The 17,950-nt window shown below is 38.8% G+C and carries 16 protein-coding genes; 9 read left to right on the forward strand and 7 right to left on the reverse strand.

From position 1 onward, the window contains the following. Nucleotides 1-626 precede the first annotated feature (626 nt). The 6 genes from L654_RS0118880 (at nucleotide 627) to cyoE (ending at nucleotide 6,189) form a co-directional block, all read left to right on the forward strand. Nucleotides 627-1,046 carry a hypothetical protein gene (locus tag L654_RS0118880; RefSeq protein ID WP_007581161.1) on the forward strand — a complete coding sequence of 140 codons (420 nt, stop codon included), beginning with the start codon at nucleotides 627-629 and terminating at the stop codon, nucleotides 1,044-1,046. 319 nt (nucleotides 1,047-1,365) lie between these two features. Further along, nucleotides 1,366-2,325 carry a ubiquinol oxidase subunit II gene (gene cyoA / locus L654_RS0118885; protein WP_024608764.1) on the forward strand — a complete coding sequence of 320 codons (960 nt, stop codon included), beginning with the start codon at nucleotides 1,366-1,368 and terminating at the stop codon, nucleotides 2,323-2,325. A gap of 2 nt (nucleotides 2,326-2,327) precedes the next feature. After that, nucleotides 2,328-4,316, forward strand: coding sequence for a cytochrome o ubiquinol oxidase subunit I (gene cyoB, locus L654_RS0118890; RefSeq protein ID WP_024608765.1), 1,989 nt, complete (start codon nucleotides 2,328-2,330; stop codon nucleotides 4,314-4,316). Continuing rightward, on the forward strand, nucleotides 4,313-4,939 hold the full coding sequence (gene cyoC / locus L654_RS0118895) for a cytochrome o ubiquinol oxidase subunit III (RefSeq protein WP_007581168.1): 627 nt from the start codon (nucleotides 4,313-4,315) through the stop codon (nucleotides 4,937-4,939). The genes cyoB and cyoC overlap by 4 nt, the downstream gene beginning before the upstream one ends. After that, complete coding sequence (cyoD, locus tag L654_RS0118900) at nucleotides 4,939-5,295, forward strand: cytochrome o ubiquinol oxidase subunit IV (RefSeq protein ID WP_024608766.1); 357 nt, start codon at nucleotides 4,939-4,941, stop codon at nucleotides 5,293-5,295. Before cyoC ends, cyoD begins: the two co-directional genes overlap by 1 nt. Before the next feature lie 9 nt (nucleotides 5,296-5,304). Further along, a complete protein-coding gene (cyoE, locus tag L654_RS0118905; protein ID WP_010555184.1) occupies nucleotides 5,305-6,189 on the forward strand; it encodes a heme o synthase in 885 nt (294 codons plus the stop codon). A gap of 61 nt (nucleotides 6,190-6,250) precedes the next feature. On the opposite strand, the gene L654_RS0118910 is transcribed toward cyoE, so the two are convergent. After that, the gene (locus L654_RS0118910; RefSeq protein ID WP_024608767.1) at nucleotides 6,251-6,838 is read right to left on the reverse strand and encodes an FMN-binding negative transcriptional regulator; all 588 of its coding nucleotides are present in this window, start codon (nucleotides 6,836-6,838) and stop codon (nucleotides 6,251-6,253) included. Further along, nucleotides 6,838-7,413 (reverse strand): GNAT family N-acetyltransferase, encoded by a 576-nt coding sequence (locus tag L654_RS0118915; protein WP_024608768.1) that lies wholly within the window; start codon nucleotides 7,411-7,413, stop codon nucleotides 6,838-6,840. Before L654_RS0118915 ends, L654_RS0118910 begins: the two co-directional genes overlap by 1 nt. Before the next feature lie 106 nt (nucleotides 7,414-7,519). Here L654_RS0118915 and L654_RS0118920 point away from each other — a divergent pair, with 106 nt between their 5' ends. Next, entirely contained in the window at nucleotides 7,520-8,977 is a 1,458-nt protein-coding gene (locus L654_RS0118920) for a PLP-dependent aminotransferase family protein (protein ID WP_024608769.1), read from the forward strand. Nucleotides 8,978-8,991: 14 nt separating this feature from the next. Here the strand turns inward: L654_RS0118920 and L654_RS0118925 are convergent, their stop codons facing one another. From L654_RS0118925 to L654_RS0118940, 4 genes are all read right to left on the reverse strand, one after another. Beyond that, nucleotides 8,992-9,657 (reverse strand): hypothetical protein, encoded by a 666-nt coding sequence (locus L654_RS0118925; RefSeq protein ID WP_010555183.1) that lies wholly within the window; start codon nucleotides 9,655-9,657, stop codon nucleotides 8,992-8,994. Between the two features lie 196 nt (nucleotides 9,658-9,853). Beyond that, the gene (locus L654_RS0118930) at nucleotides 9,854-11,842 is read right to left on the reverse strand and encodes a phytase (RefSeq protein WP_024608770.1); all 1,989 of its coding nucleotides are present in this window, start codon (nucleotides 11,840-11,842) and stop codon (nucleotides 9,854-9,856) included. An 11-nt stretch (nucleotides 11,843-11,853) separates the two neighbouring features. Further along, nucleotides 11,854-12,771 (reverse strand): metallophosphoesterase, encoded by a 918-nt coding sequence (locus L654_RS0118935; protein WP_024608771.1) that lies wholly within the window; start codon nucleotides 12,769-12,771, stop codon nucleotides 11,854-11,856. Nucleotides 12,772-12,888: 117 nt separating this feature from the next. Beyond that, nucleotides 12,889-15,192 (reverse strand): TonB-dependent receptor, encoded by a 2,304-nt coding sequence (locus L654_RS0118940; RefSeq protein ID WP_024608772.1) that lies wholly within the window; start codon nucleotides 15,190-15,192, stop codon nucleotides 12,889-12,891. A 297-nt stretch (nucleotides 15,193-15,489) separates the two neighbouring features. Between L654_RS0118940 and L654_RS0118945 the strand changes: the two genes are divergently transcribed. Then, nucleotides 15,490-16,410, forward strand: coding sequence for a GGDEF domain-containing protein (locus tag L654_RS0118945; protein ID WP_024605135.1), 921 nt, complete (start codon nucleotides 15,490-15,492; stop codon nucleotides 16,408-16,410). Beyond that, nucleotides 16,394-17,395, forward strand: a complete 1,002-nt coding sequence (locus L654_RS0118950) for an AraC family transcriptional regulator (RefSeq protein WP_024608773.1) — start codon at nucleotides 16,394-16,396, stop codon at nucleotides 17,393-17,395. The genes L654_RS0118945 and L654_RS0118950 overlap by 17 nt, the downstream gene beginning before the upstream one ends. A 1-nt stretch (nucleotide 17,396) precedes the next feature. Here the strand turns inward: L654_RS0118950 and L654_RS0118955 are convergent, their stop codons facing one another. After that, entirely contained in the window at nucleotides 17,397-17,900 is a 504-nt protein-coding gene (locus L654_RS0118955) for a TlpA disulfide reductase family protein (RefSeq protein ID WP_024608774.1), read from the reverse strand. Nucleotides 17,901-17,950 lie beyond the last annotated feature (50 nt).

The following is a 17,950-nucleotide window of genomic DNA, read 5'->3' on the forward strand; positions in this document are numbered from 1 at the left end:
ATTTCCTTGCAATTGCCACGCAGTGTAAACCAAGAATCTTTATATTGTGTGTGAAGATGTTGTCAGTGTGAAAGGCAACTCAAATCCGGTGGATTCACTTCCATAAAGAACGAGTTTGAGTTGTTTTTATTTCCTTTCAATGCCACGTAATGTAAACCAAAAATCTTTATATTGTGTGTGAAGATGTTGTCAGTGTGAAAGGCGGCTCAATTTCGGTGGTGACTGAATTTGAGCTGTTTTTATTTGTGCCACACAATTATTATTCCTTCCAAAAAACCTATAGTTTTATTAAATATTCTGCTTTAAATTATTTTTAATTCAAGCTAACTCATTGTTATTTAAATTGTTATTTTTTATTAACAAAATAGCTTCGAAAGCTTAACTCAAATTAATTGATTTTTAGTTGAACAGAAAATTCTCTTTGTTATACTCACGTTCGAACTTTCAGTAAGTTTTGAAAGTTTGATTGATACGGATCAATTTTCGCTAGGTAAATATGTGCTAGCTGGATTTGATTGTATTTAGCACCTGGTTTTAGGGCTTACAACAGCAATGTTTTTTAAATTTTTCCATTGCAAACTGTATTCCTCTAATTTTGTTATAGTCATTTTAGTAGGTTAATGTTTTTGAACACACTTTCTTTGCATCATACAAATACGGATCTTGCCTCTGGCGAGCCGCAGACGTGTGAGCGCTTGAATAAAGCAGGCAAGGGCGTGTGTGTAGCTATAACTTTATTAGTGTTTAATACTGTAATGTTGCTAAGTGGTGCACTAGAGGATGCCTTCAAGCTTGAAGCGCTATTAAGTGATGGGTTTATTGTAGAGCCGCTGTTACTTACTATTGTGCAATTTTTAGCTCATCCGATCATATCAAGTCAGTTACTTATTGGCCTTTGCTGGCTATTGTTCCATATTTTTCCAGCGCGTCGTGCTGGAATTATCCTCCGTAAAGCAGCCTTTGCTTTTAGCGAGGCTAAAGTTCTTCAGCCAGTGCAAGTTGCACACGGTTGTCGTGCTCCACCTAGCTTTACAGGTTGTCTGTAAGGCTGCATTTTGTTGCTGGTTTTAATTATTTGTTCTTGCTGTAAATAATTAAGGTTAGCTAAAACAAAGTAGCTCAGTGTTTTTTAAACACATTTCAGCCAACCACCACTCACCCAAGTTAACTTTTATTACGTTATATAAATGCGTTTAGAAAGCTGGGTTTGTTGCTAGGTCATTATTGGCATGAGCTTTAGGTTTTGAATAGCCCCCTTATTTTTTATAATTTAATTCCAGTTAACTTGGGTTTTACCGAAAAATCGTTGCTTTGTTTTTTATTTAAAGCAGCAAATTAGAACTTTTAGGTTTGTAGGATACTCCCTTGTTAATTCGTAACCTTTGTAATATTGCTTTAGCTAGTACAGTGCTGGCGTTGTCAGGCTGTAAAGGCGGGATACTCGATCCAAAAGGGCAGATAGGCATAGATGAGAAAAATTTAATCATCATCGCAACCGTGCTTATGTTGCTTGTAGTCGTTCCCGTTATTGTGATGACTTTGTATTTCGCATGGAAATATAGAGACACGCAAACTCATGAAATTTACGCTCCAAAATGGGCTCATTCAAATAAAATTGAAGCCGCAGTTTGGGCTGTCCCTATTGTTATTGTGATTATTTTAGGTGTTATTACCTGGGTGTCTACCCAAGAGCTAGACCCTTACAAACCAATTGAAGGTAAAGGTAAGCATCTTACTGTTGAAGTGGTTTCATTAAACTGGAAGTGGCTATTTATTTATCCTGAGCAAGGTATTGCTACGGTTAATGAATTAGTGTTTCCGGCTAATGTACCTGTTGAATACAAAATCACTTCAGAGAGCACAATGAACTCGTTTTTCATTCCGCAATTGGGTAGTCAAATATACTCAATGGCCGGTATGGAAACCAAGCTTCACTTAATTGCTAATGAGCCAGGTACATTTAAAGGCTTTTCGGCAAACTACAGTGGTGCAGGCTTTACTGGTATGAAGTTTAATGCCATTGCTACACCTACTCAAGCTGGTTTTGATAAGTGGGTGAGTGATGTAAAAGCGAATTCAAGTGCTAATAATCTTACTCATGCAAATTATGTTGAGCTTGCAAAAGCAAGCGAAAATAACCCAGTTGCTTATTACGGTAAAGTTGATGACGGCTTATTTCATACCATCGTTATGAAATACATGCAGGCACATGGCGATATGAACAAAAAGCAACATGCGATGGGCGAACATGGGCAAATGAGTAAGAAGCATCAAGCAATGGATGAACACTCAATGCCATCATCTCACAGCCAGGGCGAGGAATAATAATGTCGTTATTAGGTAAACTAACAATAGACGCAATTCCGTTTCATGAGCCAATTCTTGTGTTCACGATGTCGGTTATTGCTATAGCTGGGCTTATTATTGCCGGGCTTATTACAAAGTATAAAAAATGGGGCGTGCTTTGGCGCGACTGGATCACGTCTGTTGATCATAAACGCTTAGGCGTAATGTATATTCTTTTAGCACTAATAATGCTGTTCCGTGGTTTTTCTGATGCCATTATGATGCGTGCTCAGTTAGCGCTTGCTACCAGTGGTGCGCCCGGTTATTTACCACCTGAACACTACGACCAAATATTTACTGCCCACGGCGTAATTATGATCATATTTATGGCTATGCCATTTATGATTGGTTTAATGAACATTGTTTTACCACTGCAAATTGGTGCTCGCGATGTTGCATTCCCATTTTTAAATAACTTAAGCTTTTGGTTTACAGCCAGCGGTGCCATTTTAATTAATATGTCGCTAGTGTTTGGTGAGTTTGCTAAAACAGGTTGGGTGGCCTATCCACCGCTTTCGGAGTTGACCTTTAGCCCTGGGGTGGGGGTGGATTATTATATTTGGGCCTTGCAAATATCCGGGCTCGGTACACTTCTAACAGCAGTAAACTTTTTAGCAACCGTGTTTAAAATGCGTGCACCAGGTATGACCCTAATGAAAATGCCAATTTTCACATGGACATGTACGTGGGCAAACATCTTAATTGCAGCATCATTCCCAATTTTAACTGCTGTACTTGCAATGCTAACGCTTGACCGTTATCTCGATTTCCACTTCTTTACCAATGAATTGGGCGGTAACGCCATGATGTACATCAACCTGTTTTGGGCATGGGGTCATCCTGAGGTATACATATTAGTATTACCAGCGTTTGGTATTTTCTCTGAAATTATTTCGACCTTTGCCGGTAAACGTTTATTTGGTTACAAATCGATGGTTTACGCCAGCGGTGCAATCTCAATTTTAGGCTTTATTGTTTGGTTACATCACTTCTTTACGATGGGGTCGAGTGCTAACGTTAACGCGTTCTTTGGGGTAATGACCATGGTTATTGCCGTACCAACTGGGGTTAAGTTGTTTAACTGGTTATTTACCATTTACCGAGGTCGTTTACGTATTAGCGTACCGGTACTTTGGACACTTGGCTTTATGGTTACCTTTACCGTAGGCGGTATGACCGGTGTATTACTTGCTATTCCTGGTGCCGATTACGTACTGCATAACAGCTTATTCTTAATTGCACATTTTCATAACACCATTATTGGTGGTGCTGTATTTGGCTACCTTGCTGGTTTTGTATTTTGGTTCCCTAAAGCAATGGGCTTTAAACTTAACGAAAAATGGGGCAAAGCATCATTCTGGTGTTGGATTATCGGTTTCTTCGTTGCATTTATGCCGTTGTACGTACTTGGTTTCTTAGGTATGACACGTCGTTTAAACCACACTAACAACCCAGATTGGAACATTTGGTTATACATTGCCGCAGGCGGTGCTGTAATTATTATGTTTGGTATTGTTAGCCAAGTAATTCAATTATATGTGAGCTTTAGAGACCGTGAAGCGCTTGATGATACAACAGGCGATCCATGGAACGGCCACACACTTGAGTGGGCTACAAGTTCACCTCCGCAAATTTATAACTTTGCAACAATTCCACACATCGATGATATTGATGCATGGACCGACATGAAAGAAAAAGGCCAAGCATACCAAGATAAAGCAAACTATAGCCCTATTCATATGCCTAAAAACACATCAGCTGGCGTGTTAATGGCAGCAAGCTTAACAGTATTCTGTTTTGCAATGATTTGGCATATTTGGTGGTTAGCTGTTGTTGGGCTAGTCGGCGCAATTGCCATCTTTATCAAACGTTGTTACACCAGCGATGTTGATTACTATATTCAATCTGATGAAATTGCACGCACTGAAGCTGCGTATAATTCAAGTGGCATTAAGGAGCTAAAAGCGTGAGTACACTTTCTGCAAATTTAGAATCAGTATCGCACGATGATCATGCCCACGCGCATGATCATCACGATACATCGGGTGACACCATATTCGGTTTTTGGTTATACCTAATGACCGATTGCCTATTGTTTGCCTCGTTTTTTGCCACTTACGCTGTGTTATTTATGAACACAGCCGGTGGTGTATCGGGTAAAGATATTTTTGAACTCGACTTTGTAGCAGTAGAAACTGCTGCACTACTTATTAGTAGTATTACCTTTGGCTTTGCCATGATTGCCGCTCAAGGGCAAAAAAAGGCACTAACACTGACGTGGTTATTTGTTACGTTTTGTTTAGGTGCTGTGTTTATTGGTATGGAAGTATACGAATTTCATCACCTAATTGTGCATGGTAATGGCCCACAACAAAGTGCCTTTTTAACATCGTTTTTCTCATTAGTCGGCTTACATGGATTACATGTAACGGCTGGACTAATTTGGATGACCATAATGATGATTGAAGTTGCTAAACGTGGTCTAGGCAAAGCTACCGTAACGCGTTTAAGCTGCTTAAGCCTATTTTGGCACTTCTTAGACATTGTTTGGATTTGTGTATTTACCGTTGTTTATTTGATGGGAGCAATGTAATGAGCCACAGCGAAACGCATGCGTTAAAACAAACGCAAAGTGATCATCATGATGAATCTCATGGCAGTGTTAAAACTTACTTAATTGGCTTTGTGCTATCGGTAATTTTAACTGCTATACCGTTTTATATGGTAATGGAAGGTGACTTCTCAAAAGTAACAACGCTTTGGGGCATTGTTACTTTTGCAATCGTACAAATTTGGGTGCATTTAAAGTACTTTTTACACCTTAATTTTACGACCGAAAATGGCCGTGCAAGTACTTTCTCATTCCTATTCAGTGCTCTGATCATCGTAATGGTTGTTGGGTTATCTGTTTGGATCATTTATGAATCTAACGCAATGATGATGTACTAGGAGTTGAAGATGTTTCGTCGTTATTTATCAGTGACAAAGCCGGGTATTATTATGGGCAATTTGATCAGCGTAGCGGGCGGGTTTTTACTTGCCTCGCGCGGTGATATAGACCCATGGTTAATGATTGCCACATTAATTGGCTTGTCGCTAGTGGTTGCATCGGGCTGTGCTATCAATAATGTAATTGATAGAGACATAGATGTAGCCATGGCACGTACTCGTACGCGGGTAACAGTAACTGGCGAAATGTCGGCCTTTGCTGCACTTAGCCACGGTATTTTATTGGGCGTTATTGGCTTTGGTTTACTTATCGCCTATACCACTCAAGCCGCGGTATTTTTTGCAGCCTTTGGCTACGTAATTTATGTAGGGGTTTATAGCCTTTACATGAAACGTAACTCAGTATATGGCACTTTTGTAGGTAGTCTTTCTGGCGCTGTACCGCCAGTAGTAGGTTACTGCGCCGTAACAGGGCAGTTCGATATGGGCGCATTAATACTGCTAGTTATGTTTAGCTTGTGGCAAATGCCGCACTCTTACGCCATCGCTATTTTTCGCTTTAAAGATTACCAAGCTGCAGGTATTCCAGTATTACCTGTAGCGCAAGGTATCGACAAAGCAAAACGCCACATTGTGCTTTATATTGCTGTATACGCGTTAGTTGTGATGTTACTGCCAATTACTGGCTACACAGGTGCTGCTTTTATGGCTGTTGCTTGTATTACCAGCTTTTGGTGGTTGCTAATGGCGCTACGTGGTTATCGTCGTAATATTGATATGAGCAGTTGGGCACGTAAAGTGTTCGCATTTTCAATTATTAATATTACAGCGTTAAGCATTGCTATGGCTGTTGACTATCATAGCGTTGCTCCACAGCTATTAACGCTGACCTAATTTAAAAATTTTTAACTATTCCAAAGTTAATCCAAAGGCTCGAAAGAGCCTTTTTTTATGCCTAAAATAGTTTTGCAATAGAGCGCTTATTGGCAAGTTTTAGGCTTTGTTTTATGCGTGCTCTTACCTCAGGTGATTTATTTTGGCTTAGCTTAAAGTTTCCACTCCAATGAGTGGGAGTAAATTCTATAAAGCTTAATTGTTGATACATTGCTTGGCGATTGCTTTTGGGCACGTCAGTAATCTTCCACATTGGCGTAAAGCCTTGCTCAAAATGGCTCGTTAATTGCCGCATTATTTTGTCTTTCTCATTATCGCTTTCAATAATATTCACATTTGCAGTTACTTGTACTGATGAATAAAGCCAGCTCGGCAGTGTTTTATTATTACTATACGAGGGAGATAGATAACAGTTATCGCCACTAAATAGTAATTTTACTGACTGTTTATCACATTGCGCTAGCGGGTTATGTTTTGCTACGTGAGCCATAAATACATTACGTGAGGACTCATATAATACAGGTACTTGGCATATATTATTTAAGTCACTTTGCGAGCAGGGCATTAAAATACTCGCTAGAGGGAATTGCTCAACTAATGTCTGCAAACGTTCAATATTATGTTCTTGAAAATGTATTGGTGGGTACATTAAAGCTTCTCCTCTAACTGTAATTTAATACTCTGCCAATGCTCGTCAATAATGCTAAATTTTGCAGTGCTTCTGTAACTCCCATCACTAAGGAGCCTGTCTTTATAAGCTATACCTTCAAATAGGGCTCCTAGTCGAGTAATTGCATTTCGAGATTTTTTATTTTGTTCGTGAGTATTAAATGTTATTCGCACTAAATTCAACGCGTCAAAAGCATAGCTAAGCAGTAAATATTTAGTGTGAGTATTAATATAAGTTTGCTGCCAGTGATTGCTTATAAATGTATGACCAATTTCAGCACTTAAGTTATGTGCATCTAATCTAAATAGTCGTGTAGTGCCTGCAACCTCTTTGCTGGCTATGTCTATTATGGCAAATACAATTTGTTCTTTTTTATTAAATTGTGCACTTGTAGTAAACCATTCCTTTAACTGTTCGGGTGTTTTTGTATAGTTGCTTAATACCCATTCCCATATTTTTGGATGTTGCCCAGCTTTATATAAGCCTTTTAAATGCTCATAATTTAATGGCTCTAATATGACCTTATTTGTTTTATGTATCTGTTGAGTAAACATGTTGCCTCTAAGCTTTGCTATTTACGAGCAACAAATGTACGCTTATTTGGTTTGGTAAAAACAACCAGAATTGGCTTTTTAGCTATACCAGTTTTAAAGGAATAACATGCAACCGCTTAATATTGAATTTAATAACTCAAACAAAGCTAAGTACTTACAAGTTGCAGATGCTCTGCGCGGTTCTATCGTAAAGGGAGATATTGCACCTGGTACAAAACTAAGTTCTGCTCGAGTTATGGCGCAAACGTATCAGTTAAACCGTCATACAATAATGAACGCATTGCAGTTATTAGTAGCCGAAGGATGGCTAGAGTCCCATGAACGCTCTGGGTATAGCGTCACTCAAACACTTCCAATTCAAAGCAGTGTTAACTGTGAGCACACGCCAGTTTTAACACCAAAACCTTATAAATTTGCTACAGAGTTAGCCGTGCCTGCTCTGGCAATGAATTTAAAAGACTACGTATATAATTTCGCAGGTGGACTTCCTGATTTAAATAGCTTTCCCTATAAAGAATTTAAACGCTCTGTAAGTCATATATTTAATCATTTAGATACCAGTAAACTTCATTATGGCGATATAGCTGGAGTGAGTGAGCTAAAAACTCAGATAAGTGATTACTTACATAAAACTAGAAGTTTAAAAGTATCAGACTTACTTGTATGTAATGGCTCACAAGAAGCTTTATTTTTAATTTCAAAGGCATTTATAAGTAAAGATGACTTCGTAGCCGTTGAAACTTTAGGCTATCCGCCAGCACGTAAAGCGTTTGCTGCTTGTGGCGCGCAATTAATAGATATAAAACAAGATGAATATGGTTTATGTGTTGATGATTTAAAAGCGCAACTTAAACGATATCCAATAAAAATGCTCTACTTAACCCCGCTACATCAATACCCAACTACCGTTACGCTTTCGCCTACAAGGCGCATGCAAATTTATCAATTATGTTATGAGTATGGCGTAATGATTGTAGAGGATGATTACGATCACGAGTTTCATTATCGCTGTCAGCCATTACAGCCTATGGCTGGGGACGATCCCGCTGGGATTATTATTTACTTATCTACATTTTCTAAAATCATGTTCTCAGGCGCTAGAATTGGCTACATTTGTGCAGCTCCTGAAGTATTAGCACAGTTAACCGCATGGAAGCAGTTAATGAATCATAAAAATGATGTGGTTATGCAGCTAGCCGTTGCGCACTTTATGCAAGAAGGTGGATTTGAGCGCCACTTAAAACGCATGACTAAACACTATAAACAACGTTATGAAGCAATGGACAACACGTTGGCGCTGCTGCAATCACAGGGTTTACCAATAGAGTATAAAAAGCCAGATGGCGGCATGGCAATGTGGGTTAACTTAAATAAAAATACGAGCAATATAAAACAAGCAATGCAAAGTAAAAGCCTATATTTACAAGCAGAATCTGAGTTTTACTTTGCTGATTCAGTGAGAAGTTTAATGCCTAAGCAATATAGTTATGTTCGCTTAGGCTTTGCAGGACAATCAGTTGAGGCAATGAAGCAAGGGCTCAAACTAATCACTGAATATAAGTAACTAGATACCATTAACTATTTCTTAAAATCATCAGCATTGTAATAAAGTGGTTTAAGGGTGCCGCAATTAATAAACTTATAGGTAAGCTCATTTTCAGCTGGGACACGTTTTGAGGTACGAAGCTTTTGCATACACGCATTAACTAAATCGACAAAAATAAGATGGTTATAGCTCGGCGCTTTTTGAATTTTATGAATATAAATACGCTCAGTACCGCTTAGTGTAATCATGTCGTAGTCTTGCCATTGCGATGATTCACTCAAATCTTTTAGTTCTCTGGCATACAGCTGCTTACTCAAGACCAACTCTTTTTTTGAATAAATTAAACTACCACCTTGTTGATAATCACCCTCGTAAATATCGGCAATAATCGTAATTTCTTCACCACGCATTAAATGCTGAATATTAAACGCTTGTGGCTTTACGGTGATTAACTCGGCATTTCTAACAAAGCCTAAAAATGGAACATCGGGGTTTCCTATTTTATAAACAACTTGCACATCATTGGGTAAATTATAGGTGGGTAAATTCATTGCAATAATAGATGAGCCTTGATTAACCAAAGCCATAGGATGCTCAGCATTGTAAGCGGGGTCTACCGGTGGAAGTTCTGCTTTTTCTTCTTCAGCTGCGGCAAAGCCACTTAAAGTAATTAGTAATAAAGTAAGTAGTAAGCGCATTATAATCTCAATTAATTTATGAGCTTAAATTGTAGTATAAAAATATATATTACATTGAGTTAATTACACTTAATACTTAACTGCAAAGGATTGTATAAAAGGCTCAAGTGAGCCTTTTATACAATTTCAAGGTAATTTCAAGATGGTTTCAAGGTAATCTCAAAGCGACATTAAAATAATAGCGACTAAATAAGCACTACTTAATTGCTTTTTTTACTTCTCGCCAATCTATTATTTTAAAGTTTTGAGGCTGCTGTGGCATACGGTTATAACCATCTTGTACAACTAAAATACCTTCAGGATAACCCGGAAGAGACTTAGATGTTACTGTTAACCCGTCGGTTTCTGATGAGCCATCAATACCATTAACCAAATCACTTATTACACTAAACTTACCTGCAAACTCTAAGCTAGGTGTTTTAATGCCCGCAGTACCATTCTTTATTTTATACAGTACGTAGCTGTTATCACCTTGGCTCGAAACAACTAAATAACGTGTTTTGTCGCTGTGGTAAATTTCCATACCTTCAACATCATCAACAAGTTGCTCATTTATGTCTTGTAGCATAACCGGTGTACTTCCTGCCGTTGGCTCTGCACCTATAAACCAAATACCGGCATCTTCTTCGCCTACAAATAATTGTCCTAGTTCATCATCTGCACTACAGCCTTCTGGTTGGCTTGGTAGGTTAAACTCGCGAACAAGTTTGCCTGTTATTTTTTCGTTATCCTCACTGATTTTATATTGCTGATACAGCCCCGATTTATCATTTACAAATACATAGTTCCCCGTATTTGACGAGTACATACATAAGCCATAAATTTCATCAAGATTAGTAGGAATATCAGTAATGTACTTCACATTATTATTAGCTTGTACTGTAAATACACTAATACCGTTAAGTGTTCGGTTACTGGCGGTTATTAATGTATTAGTACTGTTTTTAATGGTGCTATTTTGTCGCAGGTCCACGTTATTTAAACGACCAACTTCAAGTGACTGTTCAAGCTTGCCATTTAGGCTATATACCATTAGTCCACGGCGTTTATCGGTGCCTAAAATTAAGCTGTTTGCTGCATTTTTAGGGTTAACCCAAATTGCCGGATCGTCTGCTGCATCACCAAATGCTTGAACGGGGGCTGTTTGTGCACTTGCCTTTATTTGAGTAATTGATTGGGTGCTGGTTTTTAATGATTTTTTGATAGGTGTTACAGGTAATGTACTTTTAATATAAGCGCCTGTTTCGTCGTTATACAGCACTGCCGTTGCCGTGTTGTTACTTGTGTAATTTACCGCTACCGCTACCGATTCCAAGCTCAAGTCACCATTTAACATCCAGTTATTAAACGCTTTGCCAATTGGATCATAAGCATACACAGTATTGTTTTTGGTACTAGTAAACCAAACCATACCATCTTGCGAAGCCGAAATAGCTCCTAGTTCACTGTGTAACTCTCCAAAGGGGGCGACTAAAGCAATCGGTTTTTTATCTGCTTGCGATTCAGCGTTCGCGTTTATTGCCCAAATGCCTACTTCGCTTTCACTTACATATAAGGTATTTGTTGTTGTACTTACAGCACAACCCGACGCCTCACTAACGCCAGAAAATTCACGTACATTTACGTTAACCGCTTTATTATTCGCTGTATCAAAAATAATAGTTTCAGTAATTAGCCCGCGTACATCAGGTACAAATGCTGATATTGATTCACTCGCTTTATTAGCAAATAAACACACTGTATCGGGTTGTGCTTGTGGTGGATTAATACGCGTTAGTTCAGTTGTATTCCAGCCACTTTGAGTGTGTTCAAGATTAAATATAACAACGTTATCTTGATTGTTATCAATAGTTGCAACCAAAAATGAGTGTGCTGTTAGCTTAGTGACAGAAAGTGCTTCAAAGTTACCTTTTTTTATAATGCTGCTTTGTTGCGTTTCACTTTCAACTAACACTAAGCCTTTGCTTTCGCTTGCTAGCAACCAATTGTTATTATTTAACCATGCCGCTTGTGAGCCTTGCATGTTATCTGTTGGACCAAATTTAGTACTATTAATGACTACTTTATCGGGTGTGTTTTTTACTGCCGTATTTGTAGTCACGTTACTATTGCTACACGCACTTAATGTACTAAGCACTAAGCTACTTACAATTAAGCTAATAGATGTTTTTAATTTAAAGTTCATGTTGTAACCCTTTATTGGTCAAAGCGCTTTTGAGTGCTGTAACGCACTTTGCCTTTATAGTTAATAGCCGTTGCTTTTAGTGCTTCATTGTTAATCGAAAAACTCAAAAATCCTGGAGTAGCTTCTGCAAAACGCGTAAATTCACGTTGTTTTACGTAACGCGCTTCGCTACCACCACCAGATACAAAGTGGTCGAGTTTACTGCCATCTATTTGGTTATGTTGCAGGTCATGTTCGTGTCCTGCTATGTATGCTTGCACACCATTTTGCTCAAATATGGGCTCGAGTAAATTACGTAAACCTTCAGTAAGTCCGTAACGTTTTCCACTGCTATAAAGTGGGTGATGACCAACCACTATTTTCCATCGTGCTTGGCTATTTTCGAGCTGGCTATTTAACCATGTTAATTGCGCTTGGCTGTTTTGCCCTTGAGTTGCTTTGTATTTTTCGCGTGTTTTGTATTCAGGATTTAAAGTATTAGTGTCTAAAAACACCATTAATATCTGCTCGCCACCTTTTAAAGTAAAGGTTTTGCTGTAATAGCGTGCAGGTAAATTCCAGCGCTGACTTTTTTTACTGTAATCAAGTTGTGCTTGCGCATTACCTAAATAATCATGGTTACCCAGTACTACATACCAAGGCTCGAATGTATGTGGGCCATGGTAAATATCTTCATAGGCACTTTGCCAAAGCGGGTCGTTAACACTTGCCACGCCATTGGGATAAAAGTTATCGCCAGTTGAAATAGTAAAATCACCATCCGTTTGAAACATCGCTATTTCTAACTGGTGTGCTACGTCTTTTTGATAAAAGTGCCCGTTATGACCCCAATCACCAATAACCGTAAAATTTAAGCTCTTAGGCAGCACCGTCAAGTTGGCAATTTTTTGTTGCTCGTATAATACATCGGTGTACGTTACGTTTGCCAATACGCTTTGTATACTGCATAAGCCAAGTGTTATTAGCAGTAATGTTTTTTTATCATTATTGTTCTCCCATGTTTGGTAGCGCTAAATAAAGTAATTAGCACTACCTCATAAACTTATTTAAAACGCGTAACGCAGCATAAGTTGATAAACCGGACCCGCTTCTTCAGATTCAATTTCGTACTCATCAAAGCTTCTACTAAACTGATCTTCAACGTTATCAAATTTATTAAAGGTTTCGTCTTTACTTGCATCAAGTAGGTTTGAACCCACCAAGCGTAGCGTTACATCTTCCCAACGTTTTTCTAAAAACACTTCAAAGTCGGCACTGTAAGATGTAGTTATTTCTTCACCTACAATACGTCCATAGGCATCACCTTGCTTGCGGTAAGTTACGCCAAATGCAGCTTTGAGTTTGGGTAAGTCTTGAATAAACCCTACGTTATAAACGTAGTCTGATTGGTCGTTAAATTTGCGAGTTCCAAAAAAATCGGTTACTTCACTATCAAGCCATGAGTAGTTTAAAAATACACCCGTATTAGGCATGCTAAATGCGCCAAGTGGAGTAGATAAATCAAGCTCAACGCCTTTAACATTACCATCGCCTGTGTTGCGTGGTTGCAGTACAAATGTACCTTCGCCCTCAGAGCCTTCTTGTCCTGTATTTGCTATTTCTATTAGGTCATTTACTTTGCGATAAAATAAATTAATACCTACAACGCCACTTTTTCCTAAGCGATACTCGTAGCCTAAGTCCATACCCCAAGCTGATTCTGGTTTTAATTCAGGGTTCCCTAGTTGGTCGTTATCGCCAAGCTCTTTTTCGATAAGTGCCGGCGTTAAAAAATCAAACTCAGGGCGGCGTAAACTACGCGCAATCGATGCACTTATACGCCCATTTTCGCTAACGTTATAACGAAAGTGTGCCGAGGGGAGGATAAAGTCGTAACTATTATTTTCGGTCACGCCAATTGTTTTATCATTAATTTTAGAATCGGTAGACTCCCAGCGAACGCCCAGCTCCCAAGCAAATAAATCATCTTTGTGCTTAACAAGGGCAAATAAGTCAAAGCGATCTTCTTCTAAAGTATTTACACCACCAGTAACCGCTTCGTACTCGCTATTAAATGCAGCAAGCGTTAAAGGTGTTGCTGCGTATTGATCCCAACTGGTAAGTGCAAGTTCTAATTCGTTTTGCGATTCTAAAATTTCACTGTCGCGTTTTTTATTTTGTAAAAATGCACCAAACTGAATTTCTTTGCTGTCACCCCAAAGTTGGCTGTGTTGCCACTGTAGAGTCCATTCTTTATCATCTATTTCACTTTTAGTTTGCTCTTCTTCAAATACCATAGGCAGCTCTGAGGTATCTAATTCGACTTCTTCCTCATAAACAGACTCTTCAAACCGAGCAAAGCCAAATTTAAACTTACTTGTGCCACTTAGTAGTGGAAATTCATAAGCGGTATTGATGTTGTAATTAGTTTGGTCAATATATTTAACATTCGCATTATCTGTTTCTAAGTTATCGCCATTTACAATATCGTTATTGGTTGCAGTTGGGTCGTTGTATTCAAATGAACGTTCATCCTCAGTACGCTCTGTATCAACCCACATAGCGCTAATATTAAACTGACTATCGTCGTCAAAAACAATTTCGTAGCTGGAGTTAAGTGACGTGTCGTCGCCATCGCGAGTGTCAGATTGGTCTTCGCGGTTATCAAATTCTTCTGTTTGAAAATTTATATTGTTTTCAGGGCTATCGCCGTAGCGCAAACTAGTTTTTTGTTTTGGGTTATATCTGCCTTGTAAATTTGCACCAAGTAATAAGCGCCCACCAGCAAATTCAGTACCGTACACTGCAGCTAAGCTTTCTTTAAATTCACCATCATCATAAAACAAGCCACCAGCACGCAAGTAACCGCCATCTAAACTGTAACCATCGCGCAATACAATATTTAATGTGCCCGCAATAGCATCGGCTGAGCGGTTAGCACTTGATGAGCGAATAATTTCAACGCGTTCAATTAACTCAGCCGGAATTCGGTCAACAAAAAATGAACGGTCGGCACCTGCGCCAGGTACTTCTTCACCGTTTATAAGCACCTTTGTATAAGCAGGGCTTAACCCCCGCATACGTGCACCATCCGATTCAAGTACATCCGATAAAAATGTAACACTGGGTACTCGTTTTAATGCATCGCCTGCGGTTAAAGGTTCAAAACGTTGAAAGTATTCTTGTGAATATTCTAAGGTTGGTGCGAGTTCGTCTGAACGGTTTCTGTAGCCAATTTCACCATATACAACAATTTTGTCAGAAACTTCGATATCTTTTTTTGTGGTTTCTTTTGCATCATCTTCTGCATAAGCCGTTAAATTACATAAGGCTAATACGGCTACCAGTACTTTTATTTTAAAGTGTTTCATTGTATTTGCTCTTGGTTATTACTGGGTTGTTTCTTGGTATGGCGAGCAAGCTAAAGATATTTGGTTACGTAAATGTGACAGTGTTTAGTTTAAATACATGTATTTAGAGGTGTTTGAGTAATATGTAGAGCGTATTGAGCTTTTATCACTCCTCGTAAAGTCAGGTGTTATGTACCGTGCAGGGCTGTTTTTAAAGTAGGTATCATCTCGTTGTCATATAGCTGAGCTAATATGACCCTGCTAACAAAAACTTGTATGAACTAACTTCAAAACTCATTTATAAACGAGATACCGCACATGCGATTTAACCCCTTTATCAGCCACCGATTATTAATAAACGCTATTATTGCGATGTTTTTTAGCGCTGTGTTTTTAAGTAGTTACTTAGGTGTATTAAAAACTTACGCCAGTATTCAGTGGCTCGATATTATGGGGGAGGGCGGTATTGTATTAATGACTCTTGTATGGATTGCCGCGTTATTAATTTCAAGACCACCGAGTAAAGTAACCACTTACTTAGTAATAGGTGTTGGGCTATTTATGTTCTCGGCAACCCTAGATTTACTTGATGAATGGCTAATGCATCCCGCCCATCAATGGCTCAGTTGGATTGAATCTCTGCCAGCACCTTTAGGCATGTTGTTAACGAGTGTGGGTTTGTATTATTGGCATCAAGAGCAGTACGTATTAAATCGTCAGCTACGTCGCCGTGAAGCGCATTTACGTGAGCACGATAAGGTGTGTTCAGTTACAGGTCTTTATAAGGCGCAGTACCTAGATTCAGCAATTAAAGAGCAACTTACGAGCAAACAACCACTCTGGCTTGGGGCTATTGATATTCGTGATTTTTCGCATTTTAATAGTGAGTTTGGCTTTAGTGAGGGCGACCGGTTACTGCGTGAAATTAGCGAGCTATTGTTAATGAATTGCCGACTAAGTGATGTAGTGTGCCGCTACGCAGGAGATTGCTTTATGGTACTAATGCCAGCCACTACAGAGCAGCAAGCTAAAGAGTTGATGGCACAAATTAAAGGAGCTCTAAAGCATTGTGCATTTAAAGTTGAAGCATCTAAAAAAGCAAAGTTTCAATATGTCACTACCGCCTTAATACAAGGTAATAAGCATAGCAGTACAGATAAACTAACAAGCCAACTGCATAGTCAATTACAACAAAAAAAGCATCAACAAAAAGTAGCGCACCGTGCACATGTTTGTTAGCCAAGACGACAAATATTTAAGCGCTCAAGGGCTTATTACGTCAGCTGTAGAGCTTGCTCAAAGCCGAAACATAAATTTACATAAGCTGCTACGCGGTACCGGTATTTTTGAACAAGACTTACTTAATTTTCAGCATACATTTAGTGTGTCTCAGCAGGTGCGTTTATTAGCTCAATTTAAGTTGTTGATGAAAAGTACCGACAGTGGTTTTTTACTCGGTAGCCAACTTATTAACGACACTCGAGCCGAAGCTCAGGCATTAAAATATAGCGATAATTTAGCTCAAGTATTAAAGCAATTATCACTTTTAAGAATGCAATTAGCGCCTTTGCTGTTTAGCCAAACGTATATTAAAAACGATAATGTTTATATTTATATTCAGCCAGCACATGGGCTTGATGAAAGCCTTTACCACTATGTGCTAGAGATATACAGCACTGCATTTTATAGTTTACTTAAACGAGTGAGCGAAAGTTATCCGCATTGTCAGTTCGACTTTGCTTTTAAACGCCCTCGGCATATTCAAGAGTACGAACAAAATTTAGGGCTAAAGGTAAGTTTTGATAAGCCATGTACTCGCTGGGTATTAAATAAAACCATGTTAAGGGCTAAAAACCCGCATGCGAGTCAATTACGATTTATGCAAGCGCAGTCGCAGCTACATGATAAAAGCGTAGTTAGCATGACTTTTATTGAAGCCGTCTGCAGATACTTATACTCTCACCCAAGTGCTAATTTAGAGTGTACCGCAAAGCACTTTGCTATGAGCTCAGCTACATTTAAGCGCAGACTCAAACTCAATGGGGTACGCTTTTCAGCGTTAATAGATGAGCAAAATAAGCACAAAGCTATTTACCTACTTACTCTGTGCGCTAAACATAACGAACAAGTCGCTGAGCATTTAGCTTTTTACGATATACCTAACTTTCGGCGCGCCTTTAAACGCTGGACAGGCTTAACACCTAATCAGTTAAAAGCGCAATAAGTTACTCAGTTGCCATGTCGATGGAATGCAACAATGTTCGTGCCTTTAAATGTAGATTTGCGTCCTCTGGGTTTGACGTATTAGTCAGCCAAATTACATTGCCTTCTTTATTTACAAACAATGTAGTAGGTGTGCCTCGTATACCTAATTGCTGTGCTATTGCATCGGCTTTTACGGCTGTTTTAAAAGTATAACCTCTATCGCTAAGCGCTTTAGCGGGAGTAGCATCGTCATCTTCTTTAAAGCTCACGGCAATAACTTTTAAGCCCATATCATCAATTTTTTGAAGTGCTGGCTGCAGCTTTTTACAGTACGGACACCACGTTGCCCAAAAGTGTAAAACGTAAGGTTGACCTAATAAATCTTGAGTATTGAGTGCAGACCCATCAGCCATTTGTAAATTTAATGTAGGTAGCTTAGGGTATGTTTCTTGCGTACTTTCTTCTTGCGAATGGCTTGTAAAGCTTATAAAAATTAGTGCGATGGCAATAAATAGTTGCTTCATAATATGTTCGTTCTTATTTTACATATTAAATAAGAACGAGAATTTAACAT

It is taken from the genome of Pseudoalteromonas sp. TAB23, assembly GCF_000498075.1.
GTDB classification, from domain to species: domain Bacteria; phylum Pseudomonadota; class Gammaproteobacteria; order Enterobacterales; family Alteromonadaceae; genus Pseudoalteromonas; species Pseudoalteromonas arctica.

Coding starts and splice junctions, on each gene's coding strand:
- L654_RS0118955 (WP_024608774.1), bottom strand. CDS start 17,900: ATGAAGCAACTATTTATTGCCATCGCACTAATTTTTATAAGCTTTACA.
- L654_RS0118945 (WP_024605135.1), top strand. CDS start 15,490: ATGCGATTTAACCCCTTTATCAGCCACCGATTATTAATAAACGCTATT.
- L654_RS0118920 (WP_024608769.1), top strand. CDS start 7,520: ATGCAACCGCTTAATATTGAATTTAATAACTCAAACAAAGCTAAGTAC.
- cyoD (WP_024608766.1), top strand. CDS start 4,939: ATGAGCCACAGCGAAACGCATGCGTTAAAACAAACGCAAAGTGATCAT.
- L654_RS0118925 (WP_010555183.1), bottom strand. CDS start 9,657: ATGCGCTTACTACTTACTTTATTACTAATTACTTTAAGTGGCTTTGCC.
- cyoB (WP_024608765.1), top strand. CDS start 2,328: ATGTCGTTATTAGGTAAACTAACAATAGACGCAATTCCGTTTCATGAG.
- L654_RS0118930 (WP_024608770.1), bottom strand. CDS start 11,842: ATGAACTTTAAATTAAAAACATCTATTAGCTTAATTGTAAGTAGCTTA.
- cyoE (WP_010555184.1), top strand. CDS start 5,305: ATGTTTCGTCGTTATTTATCAGTGACAAAGCCGGGTATTATTATGGGC.
- L654_RS0118910 (WP_024608767.1), bottom strand. CDS start 6,838: ATGTACCCACCAATACATTTTCAAGAACATAATATTGAACGTTTGCAG.
- L654_RS0118940 (WP_024608772.1), bottom strand. CDS start 15,192: ATGAAACACTTTAAAATAAAAGTACTGGTAGCCGTATTAGCCTTATGT.
- L654_RS0118915 (WP_024608768.1), bottom strand. CDS start 7,413: ATGTTTACTCAACAGATACATAAAACAAATAAGGTCATATTAGAGCCA.